The following is a 19,408-nucleotide window of genomic DNA, read 5'->3' on the forward strand; positions in this document are numbered from 1 at the left end:
GTGCTGCTCAGCAGCGAGCCGCCGAATGGGTGGTCCACCCTGTGATGAATCTGCTAGTTGCGCCGCTTTCATGTATTGTTTTTTCCCCAACATGTGTAAGTTGCTGGCATGAAGCTCGCTCCCGCCCTGACATTCTGCCGACCACTGCTCCGCTTGCTGCTTTGTAGCATCATTCTGACTGTATTCTCGGCATCCGCCAATGCCGAGAAACGGGTCTTCGGCAAGTCGGACGAGGAAAGTTTCGCTGGCAAGGTGGTGGTGATCGAGGTTGGCAAAAAAGATTTGGTCAACAAACACGCCTTTAAATTCTGGCGGCGGGTCATCGAGCGGGTGAATGAGGAAAAAGCGAGGGCTGTGGTCTTCGAATTGGACACTCCTGGGGGACTGGCGATGGATACAGCCGATCTGATCATGGTGCAGATGCAGAAGCTGGAGGTTCCATCCTATGCCTTCGTTAACCAGCAGGCTCTCAGCGCAGGTGCGTTAGTGGCTGCTGGAACTGATGGTATATACATGCACCCGGTATCTGCCATTGGGGCTGCGGCATTGGTCAATGGCAATGGTGCCGAGATCGACGAGGTGATGCGGGCTAAGTTGGAGTCCGCTTTTGATGCCTTTGTTCGCACTGTTTCCGAGAGCAAGGGACGCAATCCGGATGTTTTGCGCGCCATGATGTTCCGAGACGAATATTTCAACTTTGGCAAGATTCAGGTGGAGCAGGGAAAGCTACTGTCCCTAACGGCGTCAGAGGCAGCTTCAGATTTTGAGGGTAAACCATTACTGGCCAAAGGGATCGTGAAAACCGTCGACGAGTTGCTGCAAAGGGAAGGTCTCGCTGATGTCGAGGTGATCCGCGCTGAGCCGTCAGGCATGGAGAAATTCGCTTATTGGACGACCGCGATGTCGGCTGTTTTGATTCTGGTAGGAATTGGAGGTGCGTATCTGGAAATGAAAACCCCTGGGTTCGGACTGGGTGGGGGAATATCCTTACTGTCGTTCGGACTGTTTTTCTTCGGCAATTATCTCGCCGGAAATATGGCAGGCTACGGGCTGATGGTGCTGTTTATCATCGGGGTGATTCTTGTGATTGTAGAATTTTTTGTTCTGCCGGGGACTTTGATTCCGGGAATCGTGGGGGGAGTGATGGTTCTTGTCTCTTTGTTCTTATCGATGGTCGACGGCTTCGCATTCGATGATAATCGCATACGCGGCTGGGATTCTGAAAATGCTTGGAATTTCATCACCGGACCATCTCTGGCACTTGCTGCGGGATTGATTGGGGCGGTGATCTTGATCTTATTGATGATGCGTTTCCTGCCGTCTGCACCTATCTTTAACCGACTGGTCATGAGCCGTGAATTGGTCAAAGGCTCTGGCATTGAGACGGCAACTACCCAGAGTGATCGATTGGGCCAAAAAGGAAAAACCATCACTGACCTGCGCCCTGCCGGAAAAGGGGAGTTCGATGGCACGGTTCTGGATATCACAGCAGCCAACGGCTTCATCGCCTCAGGCCAAGATGTCGTGATCATTTCCGAGGACGGAATGCGAATTCAGGTGAAGGAGGCTGGTGATGCCGAACAAGCCGATGCTTGAGCCTCAAAACTCATCGGACCAAATCATGGAAAATCCACCACCTTTACCTCCGGCATCTGTTGAGCAGGATCGGCGTCTTATCCAGAGAGCGCAGTTCGTAGAGTCCAAGAGCATGCGTCTCGGCCATGTAACTTTTGACTACAGTCTGATAGAGGCCTCACACCAGAAAGCAGAGGCATGGATGAATCAAAATCCTGATATCGAGATCGTGCAGATCCAGACCTTTCATTCCAGTTTGTCTGGAATTACGGTGGTGTGGTATCGGGCCTGACACAGTCAACCAGTCAGGGCGAGTGGACGTTCCTCGGCGAAGGCGTTAGCGGTTTAGCACCACTGCCTTTTTACTCATGCATCGACTTGCTGGCCTGCACCACGTGTAGCGCGTGATTGGCGACCGCTTCGAAGTGGTTGTTCATATCGATGTTGATCATCTCCAGACGAACATCGCCATCGGTCATGCGTTTCATCGCGCTCTTGTTGAATTTCTTACGCATGGTGGTGGATGTGTTCACCATGGCCATTGCCTTGTCCATTTGCTCACGGGTAATGTCACTGAGCAGCTGGGAGTCAGTGAACTGAATAAAGCGGGCAGTGTTCCCTGCGTATTCACGTAAAGATTCAACTTGGTCCGTGGAAAACTGACGGCCTTTCTTGTAGCGACGCTCATTGAGCTTCACCAGGCGATAGATGCAGTCGACACATTCCTCCAGCTCCTGGGTGATACGGAGCATGCCGGCGATGCGGGTGGCGTTGTGTGTACCGATATCTTTGGACGAACAGCGCACCAGATACTCGGTGATTTCCTGCATCATGACATCAGCCTCGTCTTCAATCATCTTGAGGGCCACCACTTGAGAAGACATGTCGTCTTTCGGGTGTTCAAAGACGTCGATAAAGCCATTGAACATTTTCACACATTGCTTGGACATCTTGCGGATAGCATTCTCCGCCTCGGCGATGTTGAGCTCACCAAGGTCGACCAGTGTCTGGGAAATGTAGCGCAAGTGGTGTTGCTCTGGCTTGGAGCTAGCCGCGGGGTCCTTGACCCATTTCTGCACGATATTGGCTATCTGTGGAACAAACCAAATCAGCAAGAGAATGTTCATCAGGTTAAACAAGGTGTGGAACAAGGCGACTGCGAAAGCAACGACGGTCAGCGGGTTTCCAGGCTCTCCTTTCTTGGTTTTGATTTCCACAAGTTCCTTCGGGAAATAATCGACCAGACTCCATATGAATGGAATCAACAGCCAGAATAATGCCACTGCCCATATGGTTCCCACCACGTTGAACAAGAAGTGGGCCCGCGCAGCACGCTTGGCATTCACACTGGTGCCGATGGAGGCCAGCCATGCTGTAACCGTGGTTCCGATGTTTTCGCCCAGCACCACTGCAGCGGAAATGTAGAAGGCGTCCAGTGGATCGGTTCCAAACCAACCATTCCAGGCGCAGGTGATGGTGATTGCCATGGCGGCAGAGGACGACTGCACCATGACCGTGAGTAAAATACCAGCGATGAGGAATAGCACCGTTGATCCGGGGCCGAAGCTATTGAGGAAGCCGATGATTTCTTGGACCTGCTGCTGCAATTGAGCATTTTCAGCCACGCCGCTTTTCAAATCAGGCACCGCATTTTTTAACGCAGCCAGACCGGTGAACAAGAGACCAAAACCGATCAGGCCCTCACCTGTGGCCTTGATCTTTTCCTTACCGATGAAGAACATCGGCAGACCCACCCCGATTATAGGGAGAGCTACCTTGGCGACGCTGAATTTACCGATCCAAGCAACCAGCCATGCCGTGATGGTAGTTCCCAGGTTGGCTCCCATGATGACACCAATGGACTCGACCAGTGTGAGCAAACCTGCATTGGCAAAACTGACTACCAGCACAGTGGTAGCAGAGGATGACTGCACCAGTGAAGTGGTGAAAAAGCCGGTGAACACCGAGCTGACTCGGTTGTGTGTTAATGTGGCCAAGGCTTTCCGCATGCCACCGCCAGCGGCTTTTTGAATGCCCTCGGACATGACTTTCATGCCATAGAGGAAAATACCGAGTGAACCTAGGATGGTAAGAAGTGTGACAATAGTGCCCCAGACGGGATTTGTGGCGGCCAGAATTGAATAGGAGGTCATGTGCAGGGCGGAAATAGTGAGTGTGTGTCAAATCTGTAACACTTGCTGTGTGACAAGTTTGTCACACAGCGATTACGCCGTATCATATGCCTTGAACAGCGCGGAGAAGTCAAGATGCGCATGTCCTTTTTTACATTGGGCCTCCATAGCCGCTGAAGTGGCTTGGATTCCCGGGGTCTCCAGCCCCGCATCGCCAGCCAGCTGAAGCGCAAAACGGCTATCCTTCAGCATGTTTTCCAAGGAAAAGTGGGTGTCGTAATCGCCGATAGCCATCGTAGGGAGCTTCATGCTGGCGAGAACGGATCCGCTGGCATTGGAGGCTACAGATTCGGTAAGAACCTCTGGTTGAATTCCATAGGCGTTCGTGATCGCAAGAGCCTCGGCCAGCGCCTGTACGGTGCTGGCGGAGATCAGATTGGTGGCAATCTTCACCACGGTAGCACTTCCGACAGGGCCCAAAGGTTTGATCTCCTTGGAGGTGATCTCCAATACCTGACGAGCGGATTCCAATACTTCGCTGTCTCCACCCACGTAGTAAACCAGCGCCCCTTGTCCTGCCGCCACTTTGCTGCCTGTAAATGGAGCATCCAGAAACGAACAACCAATCTCCTCGCATTGCTCCGCCAGCCATTTGGTGGTTTCTAAATCGACCGTTGAGTGATTCAGAACCGTTTGACTCGGTTTCAATTGGTTTTGGATGCTGCTGAATACCTCACGCAGAGCGATGCCGTCTTTCAGGTAGAAAGCGAGGTAGTCAGCCCCCTCGGCGGCGGAAATTGGATCGGATTCACTGTCAGCCCGCTCTTTGGGCGTCCGGTTCCACGTTTTGACATGATAGCCTTGGTTCAGAAGTTGGTCGGCACAGCGCGATCCGATAATTCCGAGTCCAAAGACGGCGACAGTTGGCAGCGAGGAGTCTGTCTCAGATGACATGAGTCGTTAGAAGATAATCAATCCGATGTGTGTTCTCAGGCGATAGCTATTTCTTCCGAGTTAGTGCAAGCGTAGCCAGTTTTCCAGCTGAAGCAGAAATTGACTTAACAGTTTGTTCATTCGGTTTTTTGCCTTCTTCAAGAATCATGATGTCACGTAGTTCAGCGATGATTTTACGCATCTCCTTTAAATTATCACGCTCGGAAATACGAGGGTCGAGCGATCCGATGATGCCCTCGTAGTAATCTGCAATGTCTTCGCGGTAGAGCTGTTTGGCGCGTTCATCCGTGTATTTTTTCTGAACAGCATGCGAGCTGACTTCCAATGCTCTAACCCAGCCACCCAGAGAAATCAGGTGAGCCAAGTCAACATCGCGCAGGTGGATCAAGTCCGTCTCCACATCCCTCTGCGTAGCGGTAAGTTCTTTTTTCAAGGCTTCCACGTTATTCTTGCGTGCATTTTCTAACAAGCTCGCTGCGTGGCGGTTGACCCGCTCACCAGCACCGAGAGCTCGACCGTAGCGCTGCAGGTCTTTGGCGAGAGGTTCGATTTTTGCCATATGTCCGCCTTGCACAGCCATGAATCCATCTGCGATCAAGAAACCAATTTCCAGTGCCAGATCCGTGCGGTCCAAGGGCATACGTTTGGGCATTTCGCGAACCAGTTCATCTGCGGGCAGGGGGGTGAGCTTTTCAAGATCGTCAAAGATGCGCTTGATCGATGGCGCGGTGAATTCATTGACACCTAACTCCTCACGGACATGGGGATCATCGATGAGGTCATCCGGTACGGCAGGGCGGGCGTCCGGTTTGGGATCGTCCTCATCGGCTGAAATAGGGGCAATACCTGCTGTCAGGGCAAATAGGAGCACAGCAGCGCGCGACATCGTTTTCATAGCGGTAACTAACTCCCGCAAAGGCTAAATTGCAATGGGATTTGTTGTGGCCTCGATTTTCTACCATCTTTCGCGAATAGGGACTTGGAAAAATGCCACGACGAACGACACTTCCTCACACTCAACCCAAACCACGATCCATGAGCTTACTTCTCGGTGTTAATATCGACCACATCGCCACTCTCCGTCAGGCACGTTATTCCGACATGCTGGACTCACCCAATGCCGAACCCAGCCCACTACAGGGGGCCTTTGATGCCAAGGCCGGCGGCGCCGACTCCATCACTATCCATGTGCGCGGCGATCGTCGTCACATGCAAGAGCAGGACGCCTATCAGATCCGTGAGGAATGCGATCTGCCACTGAACTTTGAAATGGGCAACACGGAGGAAATGGTCGCCATGGCACTGAAGTTGAAACCCGACTTCGTCTGCCTCGTTCCCGAAACTCGCGAGGAGGTCACCACAGAGGGCGGCCTCGATGTTGATGGTCTATACGATGGGCTGGAGCTCACTGTATCCACTCTTCAGGCAGCTGGAATCAAAGTCAGCATGTTCATTGATCCAGATTCTAACCAAGTTGAAGCGTCCGCTCGTATCGGTGCAGAGATGATCGAGTTGCACACCGGCTGTTTCGCCAATGCTTTTGGTGACGATCGTAAAAACGAAACCGAACGACTCCGTACTGCCGCAGAGTTAGGCCACTCACTGGGGCTGCAAGTCAATGCCGGCCACGGCATCAACCTGCAGAATCTGCCCGAACTACTCACTGTGCCTCATCTTGCAGAACTCAACATCGGCCACACCTTGATCGCACGCTCCGTTCAGATCGGTCTAACAGCTGCCGTTAAGGAAATGCGCGATGCCATGGACTCCGGACAAGCATGAACATCTACGGCATAGGCATCGACGTGGTAGAAGTCGAACGTATCGCATCCTCCATGGATGAGTTTGGCGATCGCTTTGCAGACCGAGTCTTCACCACCGCCGAACGCGAGTATTGTGATCGGCAAAAGCGACCTGAAATTCACTACGCTGCTCGCTTCGCGGCGAAAGAGGCCGTGGCCAAGGCCTTTGGCACCGGTATTGGCAAAGACCTCGCTTGGCTCGATATGGAAATTCGTCGTCGTCCCAGTGGAGAGCCCGAAGTCTACCTAACAGGCGACGGTGCCAAGTTTGCCGACGATATCAAAGTGGCCCAGATCAAAATAAGCCTGACCCACGCCCAGCATTACGCTGCCGCGAATGCCGTGGTGCTGGTGGAGTAAATATCAGGAAGGGAGAACGTCTGATCTCTATAGAATGAGACGATACATTGCCTTACTACAAATAGTCCTGTTAGAATCTTCTCAAGAGCGTTGAATTATTTGGCCGTCTTGAGTTTGGCGATGAGATAGTCGGTGGTGGTAGGGTATTTAACATCCTTCGCACCGGGGTAAACCACAATACTTTCAAGGCCGTTCTTCTGACAATGCTTTTGCAGCATCACTCCGAAGTTGGCGGTGTGAGTGGGGTCTTTTTGTTTTTTCCCAACAGCTGGGGCGGAGTGGAAAAACATGTAAACCGGAGGGTCGTCAGAGCTGACCAAGGCGTAGGGGGAATACTCAGCTATCCACGGCAGGATGCTTTCACGCTCAGCCAGAAACTGGGCGAAACTTTTTTTGCCAAAGGCGTGGCCCCCGTATTTGCTGTTAGGTGTCCATTCCACCATTTGTTTCGGGTCCAAGGTGGTTTGGGGTGCTTTGACGGCGGCGCAGAACAAGCGAGTGGACTCACGCGCGATCGGGTCATTGCTGCTGGGATCTGCCAGATCATCATGGTAGGCGAGCCAAAGACTTGAGCAGGCTCCAGCCGATCCGCCAGATGCCCCAATGCGATTCTTATCAATGTTCCATTCCTTGGATTTGCTGCGGACAAATTGTAGCGCGCGGGCGGCGTCATGGAGTGGTGCTTTGACCGGTGGTGAAACGTCTTGCGAGTGTCTCATCAAGCGGTAATTGATGGCTACCACCGAAATACCGGCATCAAGCAGCGCTTTAGCATCGATAAAGCGATTCAGCCATTCCTTGCTTCCGTTCGCCCAGCCGCCGCCGTGGATCACAAACACCAGCGGAGTAGGCTGGTCCGACTTTGCTTTCCAAAAATCGAGAATGTGCCTCTCGTGTTCGCCGTAGCGCACCGAGCTTAGCGTGGGTTTGGGCACGGAGGAGTGATAACCGACAGCTTTCTTCGCTGGTCTCGCGGGTTGCGCAAATGACAGCGAAGTCATCGCGATCAGGGCCGTGAGGCAGCAGGTAGTGAGCTTGTGAGGGGATCGAGGTCTCATGATTTGGTAGGTTGAAGTTTGGCTGTTAGGTTGGCTGGGCGCAACGACGTGTGATTATTTGCAGACGTTCGCATTTTACGATGGGCAATGGAGCGTCTATACCATTACTCGGCAGCGGCGGTTTCTTTGACCTCGAACTTGCGTTGCACGTTTTTCTCAGCGGTAGGGAAGTCCTCGGGGATGGGGATGGTCACTTTGCCCGTGGCCGCCCACTCGACTCCGCGAGTGAAGGAAATGATGAAGCCAACGCCCTCGAAGGAGTAGTCGTCATGGCCCAGAGTGGTGTGGAAGACGCGACCCTTGTGGTAGTCGAGAACCATGAGGATCGGCTCATGACGATCGGTAGGGGCTTTTTTCGACATGTCCTTGCCAGTGGCGAGGATGGTCATGTTCTGTGCCGGTCCGCGCAGCTTGGCATAGCACTCGTCTTTGGAAGTGATCCAATTGGTTGGCATTCCCTTGGTGATAGGGTGATCGGCGACACGTACGGTGACGGGGATATTGTGCTGGGCTCCATGGGCGCCACATTTTCCTGGCGATGTGTCACGGACGATCTTGCCCTCGTTATTGTAGTAGACGTATGGGCCGCTTTTTTCGTTCCGACCGCCCCAGCCACCGAGACCAATCATTTTGTTATACTCTTCCCATTTTCCGAAGGAGTTATCGGCGGCATGTACTGAGACGAATCCGCCGCCTTCCTTCATGTATTTCTCAAATGCTTGCTGGGTGGCTTTTGGCCAATCCGCAGCACCAAATCCGAAGTTGGAAATGACCACATCGTAGTCGGAGAACTTCGGGTTGAAATTGGGATCGGGCTTGGATTTTTTGAGATCCTCGGTTTTGCCGGCATCGGCCAGTGGTAGGAATTTCTTCTCACGCTCGCCCTTCCAGGTGAACTTGGAGCGGATGACTTTCACCTCGAAGAGCCCGGTCTCCTCAAGATACTGTTTCATCATGATGGTGGATTTAGGCCAGACATCGTGGTTGTTCTGACCATCAATAATGAGGGCCTTCATCTTGGCGCTGGCGGCGGAGGAGATACATAGAGCGGTGAACAGGCAGAGGAATGTTGTTTTCATGTGATTTGGTTTGGAAGCGGTTAAAAAGATAACGAGGGCACTTTTTATTTCTTACATAAACTAGGCTGTTCCCTTGAAGGAGCAAGGTGATATCGAGTCACTTTTCAGACTGTCGCCCTTGAGTGATCGAGAGAGGGCTAGCTGGAAATCGAATGTTTACAAATAGCACTCCAAAACCTCCTCCACAGCCGACTGGATCAGAGTGATGAGGGTTGCATCCATGAAAGGGTAGTCATCCGGAATTTCCAGTGAGACGATATCTGGTAAATCAACCGAGTTACGAAACCGGTCGCGAATGCGCGAGGCGTGTTCGTGCTCCATCACCATGACCACGTCCGCCCAATGCAATAGCTTGGCGGAGATTTCACATGGGCTCTGTCGGCTAAGTCCCGCCGACTGCACATTCAGCCGTGCATCATTGCGAAAAACCGCCGCTGCGGTAGGACTGCGCCATTGGTTCTTGGCACAGACAAAGAGAACATTGAGAAGGGGAGGATCTGGCATAGTTACTGATTAATCATTATCTGTATCAGGTTTTCATCAAATAAGCAGAGCGTAAATTCAGAGCGTGGCTTCATGACGGACGGATGCGTAAATCCGTCAGCCAGTTGGACGACAGCCAACCGTAGACTGACAGATCATATAAAACTGTCTTCCGTTGAAGGTGGATGTTTTTAAAAAATATCTCCAGGCAGAGCGTGGACCCAGATGGTTCAGTTATCACAAAAAAACAAGATGTCCGAACGAACAAATAAAAGGTAAATTTTATATATATTGAGCTGATTTTACGGGAAGGTATTAGGACCTTTCTTATCAGTATAAACAAATCATCCACTTCATATCGACATAATGAATCAAAACACTACATCATGTGGTGATTATTAGAATCAAGCACAAAATATTGATGTAAATTTGTGCGTATTTTGCTAATTTAGGACAAATGAAAAATATTCGCATAAATTCATCCGAATCACTAACGGAGTTAATGGAGAAAAGAGCTAGTTCCCTAATTCTGAATAGAGAGCTACCGACTGACGTGACCGAGCAAGCAGGAGTCCATTTGTATGGTGAACTGAGGTTGCAGCATGGACTTACATCCAGTAGCGATAAGGCCACTCGCGAGCGTTGTCTCGATACGATCAAAGAACTAGGTATTGTAGCAGCTAAAGCTGCGATGTTGTTTGGTGGTGTTCTTTTGGAGGATCAGGGGCGTAGAGTTCATATTTGGATTCCGGGTGATGACGAAATTCAAGCATTGATGACTGCATCTGCCTGTGGCCATTACCTAGACGCAGAAGTTAGAAATACGGTAAAAAATAAAGCTGGAAAATATTGGTCCGGTTACGCCTCCGCGTGTTCGTGGGGGGTAACCGTATTCGTCAGTGAAGTGGATCTTCATGGAGATGATTCTATTATTTCGGTCGCTCACGCTGCAAATGCTCCTGCGAAAGCTTTGAGTGACTTAAACGATGGAGAGGTCATTCTGGTGAAGGGCGAGCCAGGCGGGTATAAAAGACGGGTTCTCCTCAATGAAGCCGATCACGCGGGAATTCATACACAACTAGTCAAGGCTGCCAGCATGCAGGAGGTTCCAGTAATTAATGCTCATTATACTTCAGTAATCCACGCGAAAGAGGCTGCAGACTTCCCCAAACGAAAGCCTTTAGTCCAGCCAAACGGTTCGGTTGAAGCACCGAAATCTTATTTCGCGTTTGTCTTCCGCGCTGATTTAGATGGCTTCACAAATGCTGTGATGGCGGCCTATGGCAACCCGGCTGCGCTTAGTGATTTAGTGAGCCGACTACTAACGATAATGCAAGAGGGGCGTGCTTTTGCACAAGAACATAAGCTAGATCTGGTACAGCTTGCATGGGCTGGGGATTGTTACACGATTATTGCAACCTTTGATGATGCGAGAGAATACGAACGAGCGCAGAGAAATGATGCTGTTGAGCTTTGTTTGGACTTTGAAGGCAAGATGGAAGCTCTGGAATTGACACCAGTCGGTGGAGTCGGAGGCTGGGCATATGCTACAGCAGGAGGAGGGATTAATGTGAATCAGCACGGAAATATATTAATTGCCCGGCTCACCTTGAACCAGAGAACTTTCTTGATCAGCTCCGGTGTGGGTGTGAGGCGTTCTTCCGATGCTCACGACCAGATTGATATACCTGTAGGTGAGCTTGTGATATTTGGCGAAGATAAAAAAACGTTGAGTGACCACTACAAAAGGTTATTTGTTCCTGCTAACAGTTTGTTTGAAATTGCAAAATTGGAAGATTTAAGAAAAGCCCGAAGAATACACATCGCGACTAGAGGCACGGTTGCAATCTCGACTGGTGTATCCTTGCCTCCAACGAACGAACATTTCGATTATGAGCGGATCCAATAAGTGGATTTTGGCGAGGTGGTATCTCCGTGATATGAGGAGGGGGAATCCCATCACTATGCCAGCTGTAGACCCACATTTCAACCTTATGCTCAGAGACTCATTGCTAGAGCATGAACGCTTGCACAATTGTAGAATTGAGGGTCATTGGATTCATTGTAAATTGGAAATGCGTAGCGGTGTATTAGTTCCTATCAGGGTTCGTATCTTAATGTCGATACTTGGCCTGAATGGGAAAGGCTTTTATGCTCCCGAGGTCTACTGCGATGAGTGTTGGATGACTAGAAACATAGATTGGCATGTATATAACCATGGTGAGCTATGTTGGGTGTTCAACCGTGAATGGACGTACGTTTTGAATCGAAGGTATTCCAGTGGTATCAAGCTAGATGACCTAGCTGACCTTGGGGCACAATGGCTTGTTAGAAATGTTGAAAATTTAATTAATAAGCACAACGTAGGTTTTTGCGAATCACTAACTGAATGGCTACCTGAGTGGGGAGGATATGAACACGGTATTGAAAAAGCAGAGGACCAGCTGATTAAAGGGATTCAATTAGGCCTAATCAGATAACTAAAAAATCATCACAAAAATGGATATCAATGAACTAACAGAACGAGGCTATGAAAATGTACAGAGTGTTGCAGCCCGGATGGATACCAAAGCCACTCTATTGAATACGGTCTCGTTCATAATGATGGCATACCTATTGGCATTAGGTAAATGGTGGATTACTATGGCCAAAGGCTTGGACAGGCATGATTGCTGGTCAATGGTCGGAGCCTTAATCGCTCTCGCGGGAATAGGTGTTTCAATTTACAGCATTTATCAAACTTTTCGGTATACCTCCAAATTATGGCTACCGCAGCACAGCCTGCTTACAGAGGATAGTTTTTCAGTAATGTTTCCCGAGTGGGATGGGCGAAAGATACCTAAAGAGTTTGTTGAACAACATTACAGTGCTTTACAGAACGGGGGGAGAGATGCAGCACAAAAAGAAATAACCAAGCAGAGTATAGTGATGGGCGGTATCATCTACAATAAGATAGAAAATGCTAGATTGGCAAAAGACAAAATTAAGACCGCGGCAACGTGCTTGCTATTATTATCAGTCTCACCAGTTGTTAGTGCTGTATACTCCCTACTGAGGTATTAGTAGACCATAAGCAAACATAGCTACAAATGGCGGGCCACTGGCAATTAGGCAGAAACAAATGCGGCATAGTGATCCGAAACTGACGGCGTGTGTTTATTTGGATCAAACGCATTACCAGTGAATGATCACATCAGCACACAGCCTCCTATGATGCCAGTGTCACATGAAACAGTCTCAGAGGGTCAAGACGTGTCACAAGCTGACACAGAGACAAACCAAGCGGACACGAAAAAACCCTTGATAAATCAAGGGCTCAGTCGCGATGTGTCACAATCTGACACGGTATGTCGTGAAGTGGAAAATGGCTCCTGCGCTTGGGATCGAACCAAGGACCTAGTGATTAACAGTCACCCGCTCTACCGCTGAGCTACGCAGGATTTGATTTCCATTTTGTCGTTGCCTTTGGGGGCTCGGACGGGCGGGAAAATGCCAGAATTCCGAGCCTTTGCAAGAAGTTTTCGTAGGAAAAACGTCATTTTTTTATCTACGGGCTTTTCAACTCTCAAACACAAAAAAACGGCGACACCGCAGTGTCGCCGTTTGAGATTTAGTATCAGAAACTTGAGGGTTGAACCTCAGTCGCTTAGTTCTTCGCTGGGTTGACTTCGGCCTCCAGGTTGGCGTCCAGAAGTTCGCGGCGAAGGTTGATTCCGCGCACTTTACTCCAGAGGTAAACGATCGGAGAAGCGATGAAGATCGAGGAGTAGGTTCCGATGATCACACCAATCATGATGGTGAAGGAGAAGTCGCGTAGAGCAGTGCCACCGTAGATGTAGAGCACCAGCACGGCCACAAATGTGGTCAGCGAGGTCAGGATTGTCCGGGAGAGTGTCGTGTTGATCGCGTTGTTCATCACGTCTTTGACTTCGCCACGCTTGGTCTTGAGGTCCTCACGGAGTCGGTCAAACACCACGATGGTATCGTTGATGGAGTAACCAGCGATGGTCAGGAATGCACCAACGTGGATCAGCGACAGCTCAACGCCACTGAGAACGACGATACCGAGACAGATCAGGATATCGTGGAACAGCGCGGTGAACGCACCGAGTGCGAAGGAGAATTCGAAACGGATGGTGATGTAGATCAGGATCGCGAAGAGACCGATCAGCAGAGCCCAGACGGCAGTTGTGAGGAATTCCTTACCGAGTGCGGCACTGACGGTTTCCACATTCATCTGCCATTTATACTCCAGCTTTTGTTTGTTCTCCCCATCGAGGAGTGGCTGGCCATTGTTATCGACCGCTGGGACTTGCTCTTGGAGAGCGGGGAACTCTTTGCGCAAGGCATCTTCGATTTTAGCAACATCTTGTTCTGAGCAGCGAACCGTCAGCAGGTGGTTTCCTGCGGCGTTGGTTTCTTCGTAGGAGCTGGCAGCTTTGGTCAGGCTGAGTGACTCAATGACGTCGTGCGCCTCAGTTTGATCGATTTTCACATCGCCCTCGAACTGGAAGATCATTTGAGCACCACCGGTGAAGTCGATGCCCATGGCTTTGTCGCCTTTGGAGACTACTGCGCCGATGCCGGCGAGGAAGAGGACAATGGAGACTGTGAAAGCAATCTTACGAAGACCGAGGAAATCAACCGCACGCTTGGGAATCAAGCTCATGAAGTTGAGTTTCTTGATCACACCCTTATCGGATCCCCACCAGAACAGCACGCGGGTGCAGAGCAGCGCGGCGAGCATTGAGGCCAGAATACCGATGGTCAGAGTAACCGCGAAACCTTTGACTGTGCCACTGGCACGCCAGAACAGAATCAACGCAGTGATCAGGGTGGTGATGTTGGCATCGAAAATGGCTGAGAAGGCTTTTTCGTAGGCTGCGGTAATAGCGGCTTTGAGAGACTTACCGGCAGCCAGTTCCTCACGGAGACGTTCGTAAATCAGCACGTTCGCATCCACAGCCACACCGATGGTGAGGATGATACCGGCGATACCAGGAAGAGTGAAGGTGAAGCCGAACATCGCCATGGTTCCGAAGAGGATCACGATGTTGAATACCAGACCGATCAGGGCGATCACACCGGCGAAGCGGTAGTAAACGAGAACGAAGATCATCGTCAGGCCAAGACCAGCGATACCTGCGGAAATACCTTGATGAACGGTCTCTTTACCAAGTGTGGCGGAGACGGCGCGTTGCTCCTCGACGAGGAGGGGGTTTTTCAGAGGGTTGAGAAGAGCGGCTGCCAGAGACTTGGCTTCGGCGGCGTCAGCCATTCCGGAGATCTGGAATTTCTGGCTGAGGGATGCTTGCACGACAGGAGCACTGAGCACTTCGCCATCGAGAACAATTGCCAAACGGTCGCGACCATGAGTCATCTGCTTGGTGAGGTCAAACATCTTGGTAGCACCATCGTTGTTGAGCTCAACGGAGAGTTCACCTTCGTATGGGCCGTAGAGTTCCTGAGCGTGGACGACGTAGGATCCGTCCAATGCAGCGCGGCGGCTGATGAGAATGTTTTCCGAGGTGGCTTTACCATCGTCGTCCGTGTCACGAAGCACTTTAAGCTCATAGCCAGGAACGATTTCGTTGTCTGGATCGGCAGCTACTCGGTCGGCGAGCAAACGGCTCTCAGGGTGGACGGTTTTGAGTTCAAGTTTGGCAATTTTTTCCAAGGTGTCGCGAACGTTCTTCGCGGCTTCTGGAGTCACACCGGGCATTTGAACGAGGATTCTGTCATCACCTTGGGCAATGATCAGGAGGTCGCTGGTTCCGAATGCGTTGAGACGATCTTCGACAGTCTTGATCGCTTGTTGCACAGCGTTAGAGCTGACTGGAACAGGTTCGCCATTGCTGTCTTTGCTGGGCTGAACACGCAGGGTGAACGAGGAACCACCGATCAGGTCAATACCACCTTTGAGATTGGATGCCTCAGTGATGGGGGTCTTGCCTGTGATCACATCACCCCATTTCTCACTAGGGACGATGGAAAGCATACTGAACACCGCAATCAAAGCGACGATGATGGTGCCGATATTGCGCTTCTTACGCTCAAAATCGGTCGCAAAGTACCAGAAGAAAAGGGCAAGTAGTCCAAGACCTGCGAGAAAGACCAGAAGACGGTCGTCACTTAAGAGAGAGGCTAGCATGGTTGTCGGTTATTAGTTATCTGTGAATGGGAAAGGTGTCGGCCGTTAGCATTTGCGCACGGCGAAGGGTGCATGTAGACGGAGATGGTCTATTTGGCAAGCGGGGGATTGCGGGAATTGAATATCTTAGGGTGGTCGATTCCAGTGACTACGGCTTGCGCAGGACTGGTCTTATTCTTTTTCAGCTGATGTCGGCGATGATTTGGCTAGTTCGGCGGAGACTGAGCGCAGTTCTTCGACACGAAGCGGATGCGTGAGTGGATTCAACAATGCCGCAGCTAGGGACTTTGCTTCAGCGGCGTCAGACAAACCCGAAATCTGGAACTTGCTTGATATCGCGTCTTGGACCACCGGTGCGGTGAGAACTTCGTCATCGAGCACAATGGCGAGCCTGTCTCGGCCGTGGGTCATGGATTCGGTCAAGGCGAGCATTTTCGAACCACCCGCTTGACTGAGTTCGACAGAGAGTTGTCCCTCGTATGGACCGTAGAGTTCTTGAGCATGAACTATATACGAACCGTTCAGTGCGGGCCGTCGGGCTATCAGGATGTTTTCACTTGTGACGCGCCCTTCCTCATCGGTGTCCCGTAGCACTGCGAGGTCATAGCCCGGAATGATTTCATTATCAGGATCAGCAGCCACTCGGTCAGCCAGCACTCTGCTGTCTGGGTGTAAGCTTTTGAACTCTAGCTTGGCAAATTTTTGCAATAGAGTTGAGGCCTGTTGAGCTTCCTCGGAGGAACTGCCCGCCAGCTCAACACGAATGATGTCGTTCGCATCATGTTTCACCCGGATATTGGTGAATCCAATTTGTTGGAGTCTGTTTTCGACGGACTTGATCGTTTGATCGACGACGTCTTGAGTCACCGCGACTAGCTGGCCGGTATTGTCTGTGCCGGGCAAAATACGGACTGTGAGAATGTTGCCACCGATTTGCTCTACCGTCGCCTTTGGGGCGTCAGGATCAATAGGCTGATTTTTGAGCAGCGTTTGATTGAGGATAAAAGCGAGGCAGACTGTTGACAGCAGCGCTGACACGAAGATGCGCACTTTCGGGCCTCTCTTGGAGGTGAAGAACCATATGAAAATGGTCAAAAGAGCAACGCCCGCCAGGTAAACCTGGAGGCGTTCATCACTAAACAGGGATGCGGTGAGCATCGGATCGATGGATGCGGCAGTGGCCGCGAATTATTAAGCGTCTTTTTTATCCGCTGCGTCCGCCTTGGCCGTGAGCACGGTGGCGATGGCTGACTTGTCGTATTTGACAAAGACACCTTCGGATAATTTGAGGCTCACGGTTTTCTCGCTGACGGCGTTCACTGAGGCGTGCATTCCGCCGATGGTGATCACTTGGTCGCCTTTTTTCAGGGCCGCTTGCTTGGCTGCGAGAGCTTTACGCTGTTTCTGCTGCGGGCGGATCAGAACAACCCAGAAAATGACGAACATCAGGATCATCATGATGATAGGGTTGCCGAAAAGGCCACCACCGGTTTTTTCGTCGGCGGCAAGAAGTAGGAGAGTGTAATTCATGGTTTGGTTTGGTTGAGGTAGCGTTGGGTAAACTCAGTTTTGAAAGCGACAAAGGTGCCTGCTTCGATGTGCTCACGCGACTGGCGCATGAGGCGCAGGAAGAAATGCAAATTATGCAGGGAAAGCAACCTTAAAGAGAGCATTTCCTTGGCACGGAACAGGTGCCGGATAAACGAACGAGAGTATTTCTGGAGCGCAGGGTGGGTGTTTTCATCCAGAGGCGATGCGTCGAATTCAAATTCCTTGTTTTTGATATGGATCGGCCCATCGGCGGTGAAGGCGAGTCCGTGACGGGCGACTCGAGTGGGCATGACACAGTCAAACATATCGACTCCGCGCGCGATCATTTCCAGCATCTGTGGTGGTGTTCCCAGCCCCATGGCGTAGCGAGGTTTGTCACTGGGAAGGAATGGCACGGCATTTTCAATCGCCCTGATCATCTCATGCTCTGGCTCGCCGACTGATATTCCGCCGACCGCATAGCCATCGAATCCGATCTCTACGAGTTCTTTGGCCGATTGTTCGCGCAGGTCGGCATACACGCTACCTTGCACGATTCCGAAGGCGAGCTGTTTTGCAGATGGGTCGCTGGCGATTGGAGATTCGTGGTTGTTGAGCCATGGGACGATCTTGGCGGCATTTTCCTCGTGCCAATCTTTGCAGCGTCTTGCCCATCGAGTTGTTAGTGCCAATGAGTTGGCCGCGTATTTTTCCTCGCAGGGGTAGGGCGGACATTCGTCAAAGAGCATCGCGATGTCACTGCCGAGTGTGGCCTGGATTTCCATGCTTAGTTCGGGGGTGAACATGGTTTTGGCTCCATCGAGATGGTTGGAAAAACGCACACCCTCCTCGGTGATCTTGCGCAGCTTGGCGAGTGACCATACTTGGAAGCCACCGGAGTCTGTTAGGATGGGTTTCTCCCAGGTGCTGAACTTGTGAAGTCCCCCCATCTGACGAATGACTTCCATCCCTGGGCGCAGGTAGAGGTGGTAGGTGTTCCCCAAGATGATATCGGCATCAACAATGTCGATCAACTCGTCGGGCGAAAGAGTCTTGACCATGCCTTGTGTTCCCACCGGCATGAAAATAGGTGTCCGTATGTCACCATGGGCGGTTTTTAAGGTGCCGGTGCGCGCAGAGGTTTCAGGACAGGTGCTGTGAAGAGTGAAAGACATTTTTATAGATGAAAGGTTACAAGATAGAAGATGTAAGCACGCGTGTTAGACTGGCATCTTCAGTTGGTCGTCTCGTTTTATCAGCCATTACGGCATCAGGATGAAGTCGCTGACTAACATGCGGTGATCGGAGGCTGGCGCTATGACGGTATGAGATCGCACCGGTCTGAGCAGAGGAGAGGAGTAGATGTAATCAATACGGTGAAGTGGAACCCGGCGGTGCCATGTATTACCCCAGCCTGTGCCGGCTGTGGCGAAAGAGTCGACAAAGTCTTTGCGCAAAAGGTCATGCAAGGGGTCTGTGGCTGGGGCATTAAAGTCACCGGCCACGATCACCGGACGAGTGGGGAAGGGGGTATTGTTTTTCAATAGAGCCAGACTGTAAAATACCTCGCGCCGCTGTAGTTTACGGTTTGTAGAATGAGATTTCCAACAACTGCGCCTCCATAGACGCATGTCTGTGCTGGCTGAGTGGAGGTGGAAGTTGATGCAATCGATGAAACGTCCAGTCGGTAACTTGAGTGTTAGATGCTGGCTGTGTGTCATCGGGTTATGCATGACCAGATGAATTTTCCAGCGTGTGATCACCGCAGAGTTAGAGCCTGTGCGGTAGTCTCCGCCACCGCCGTATAGAGAGTCGGCGACTAGCTTCGCTTGCCATGGATGGATCTCTTGAAGGAAGAGGATATCAGGATGATAGGATGCAACGACCTTGGCCTGCTCTACGACTTCACCACGCGTGTGTTTCTGTCCTCCCCAATTCAGTGTGCAGACGCGGAGCGTGTCTTGGCCCATAAATTCCGTCGCCGCACCTGGCTTCGGAGCTTCCTGGCCGATCCTTGCCAGCGGCAGAGATTCATCGGAAAACAGCATGATGGTCAGCGACCACACGATGGTCATCACCAACGAAAGCGGTGCGCGCCAAAACAGGTAGGCCACTGCCGATAGGGCGAGGCCGATCAGCCCCCACATCCACAATGGATAGACGGTGAACGCCGCCATCATATCCGGCTGCCGCGTGTAGCAGGCTGCTGTAAAAACATGCAGCCCAAGAGATGCGATGATCAACAGTCGTGGTGGCCAGCGGCGCATGTTTCAGGAATCGGGGG

General features: G+C 51.3%; 17 protein-coding genes and 1 tRNA gene. 6 read left to right on the top strand and 12 right to left on the bottom strand.

Going from position 1 to position 19,408, the window contains the following annotated elements:
* Positions 1-108 precede the first annotated feature (108 nt).
* Positions 109-1,596, top strand: coding sequence for an NfeD family protein (locus ACSPJT_RS00125; protein ID WP_435894343.1), 1,488 nt, complete (start codon positions 109-111; stop codon positions 1,594-1,596).
* Positions 1,597-1,621: 25 nt separating this feature from the next.
* Positions 1,622-1,867 carry a hypothetical protein gene (locus ACSPJT_RS00130; protein ID WP_435894344.1) on the top strand — a complete coding sequence of 82 codons (246 nt, stop codon included), beginning with the start codon at positions 1,622-1,624 and terminating at the stop codon, positions 1,865-1,867.
* Positions 1,868-1,937: 70 nt separating this feature from the next.
* Here ACSPJT_RS00130 and ACSPJT_RS00135 read toward each other — a convergent pair whose 3' ends face one another.
* The 3 genes from ACSPJT_RS00135 to ACSPJT_RS00145 all read right to left on the bottom strand — a co-directional run bounded on the left by ACSPJT_RS00135 (position 1,938) and on the right by ACSPJT_RS00145 (position 5,556).
* The gene (locus ACSPJT_RS00135; protein WP_435894345.1) at positions 1,938-3,728 is read right to left on the bottom strand and encodes a Na/Pi cotransporter family protein; all 1,791 of its coding nucleotides are present in this window, start codon (positions 3,726-3,728) and stop codon (positions 1,938-1,940) included.
* A 72-nt stretch (positions 3,729-3,800) separates the two neighbouring features.
* The gene (locus tag ACSPJT_RS00140) at positions 3,801-4,661 is read right to left on the bottom strand and encodes an NAD(P)-dependent oxidoreductase (protein ID WP_435894346.1); all 861 of its coding nucleotides are present in this window, start codon (positions 4,659-4,661) and stop codon (positions 3,801-3,803) included.
* A 46-nt stretch (positions 4,662-4,707) separates the two neighbouring features.
* On the bottom strand, positions 4,708-5,556 hold the full coding sequence (locus ACSPJT_RS00145) for a hypothetical protein (RefSeq protein ID WP_435894347.1): 849 nt from the start codon (positions 5,554-5,556) through the stop codon (positions 4,708-4,710).
* 140 nt (positions 5,557-5,696) lie between these two features.
* Here ACSPJT_RS00145 and ACSPJT_RS00150 point away from each other — a divergent pair, with 140 nt between their 5' ends.
* Positions 5,697-6,443: a pyridoxine 5'-phosphate synthase gene (locus tag ACSPJT_RS00150; RefSeq protein WP_435894348.1), complete on the top strand. Its 747-nt coding sequence runs from the start codon at positions 5,697-5,699 to the stop codon at positions 6,441-6,443.
* A complete protein-coding gene (gene acpS, locus ACSPJT_RS00155) occupies positions 6,440-6,823 on the top strand; it encodes a holo-ACP synthase (RefSeq protein WP_435894349.1) in 384 nt (127 codons plus the stop codon). The genes ACSPJT_RS00150 and acpS overlap by 4 nt, the downstream gene beginning before the upstream one ends.
* A gap of 95 nt (positions 6,824-6,918) precedes the next feature.
* Here acpS and ACSPJT_RS00160 read toward each other — a convergent pair whose 3' ends face one another.
* The 3 genes from ACSPJT_RS00160 to ACSPJT_RS00170 all read right to left on the bottom strand — a co-directional run bounded on the left by ACSPJT_RS00160 (position 6,919) and on the right by ACSPJT_RS00170 (position 9,464).
* A complete protein-coding gene (locus ACSPJT_RS00160; RefSeq protein WP_435894350.1) occupies positions 6,919-7,881 on the bottom strand; it encodes an alpha/beta hydrolase in 963 nt (320 codons plus the stop codon).
* Positions 7,882-7,985: 104 nt separating this feature from the next.
* Complete coding sequence (locus ACSPJT_RS00165) at positions 7,986-8,960, bottom strand: ThuA domain-containing protein (RefSeq protein WP_435894351.1); 975 nt, start codon at positions 8,958-8,960, stop codon at positions 7,986-7,988.
* A 156-nt stretch (positions 8,961-9,116) separates the two neighbouring features.
* The gene (locus tag ACSPJT_RS00170) at positions 9,117-9,464 is read right to left on the bottom strand and encodes a low molecular weight protein tyrosine phosphatase family protein (protein ID WP_435894352.1); all 348 of its coding nucleotides are present in this window, start codon (positions 9,462-9,464) and stop codon (positions 9,117-9,119) included.
* A gap of 436 nt (positions 9,465-9,900) precedes the next feature.
* Here ACSPJT_RS00170 and ACSPJT_RS00175 point away from each other — a divergent pair, with 436 nt between their 5' ends.
* On the top strand, positions 9,901-11,352 hold the full coding sequence (locus ACSPJT_RS00175; RefSeq protein ID WP_435894353.1) for a hypothetical protein: 1,452 nt from the start codon (positions 9,901-9,903) through the stop codon (positions 11,350-11,352).
* A gap of 590 nt (positions 11,353-11,942) precedes the next feature.
* Complete coding sequence (locus ACSPJT_RS00180) at positions 11,943-12,506, top strand: hypothetical protein (RefSeq protein ID WP_435894354.1); 564 nt, start codon at positions 11,943-11,945, stop codon at positions 12,504-12,506.
* Positions 12,507-12,808: 302 nt separating this feature from the next.
* Here ACSPJT_RS00180 and ACSPJT_RS00185 read toward each other — a convergent pair.
* The 6 genes from ACSPJT_RS00185 to ACSPJT_RS00210 form a co-directional block, all read right to left on the bottom strand.
* Positions 12,809-12,883 (bottom strand) — tRNA-Asn (locus ACSPJT_RS00185).
* A 206-nt stretch (positions 12,884-13,089) separates the two neighbouring features.
* Entirely contained in the window at positions 13,090-15,594 is a 2,505-nt protein-coding gene (gene secD, locus ACSPJT_RS00190) for a protein translocase subunit SecD (protein ID WP_435894355.1), read from the bottom strand.
* Between the two features lie 171 nt (positions 15,595-15,765).
* Positions 15,766-16,752, bottom strand: coding sequence for a SecDF P1 head subdomain-containing protein (locus ACSPJT_RS00195; protein ID WP_435894356.1), 987 nt, complete (start codon positions 16,750-16,752; stop codon positions 15,766-15,768).
* 33 nt (positions 16,753-16,785) lie between these two features.
* On the bottom strand, positions 16,786-17,124 hold the full coding sequence (yajC, locus tag ACSPJT_RS00200; protein ID WP_435894357.1) for a preprotein translocase subunit YajC: 339 nt from the start codon (positions 17,122-17,124) through the stop codon (positions 16,786-16,788).
* Positions 17,121-18,299 carry a tRNA guanosine(34) transglycosylase Tgt gene (gene tgt / locus ACSPJT_RS00205; protein ID WP_435894358.1) on the bottom strand — a complete coding sequence of 393 codons (1,179 nt, stop codon included), beginning with the start codon at positions 18,297-18,299 and terminating at the stop codon, positions 17,121-17,123. The genes yajC and tgt overlap by 4 nt, the downstream gene beginning before the upstream one ends.
* A gap of 87 nt (positions 18,300-18,386) precedes the next feature.
* The gene (locus ACSPJT_RS00210) at positions 18,387-19,391 is read right to left on the bottom strand and encodes an endonuclease/exonuclease/phosphatase family protein (protein ID WP_435894359.1); all 1,005 of its coding nucleotides are present in this window, start codon (positions 19,389-19,391) and stop codon (positions 18,387-18,389) included.
* Positions 19,392-19,408: the final 17 nt, after the last annotated feature.

It is taken from the genome of Oceaniferula spumae, assembly GCF_042849255.1.
Lineage (GTDB): Bacteria > Verrucomicrobiota > Verrucomicrobiia > Verrucomicrobiales > Akkermansiaceae > Oceaniferula > Oceaniferula spumae.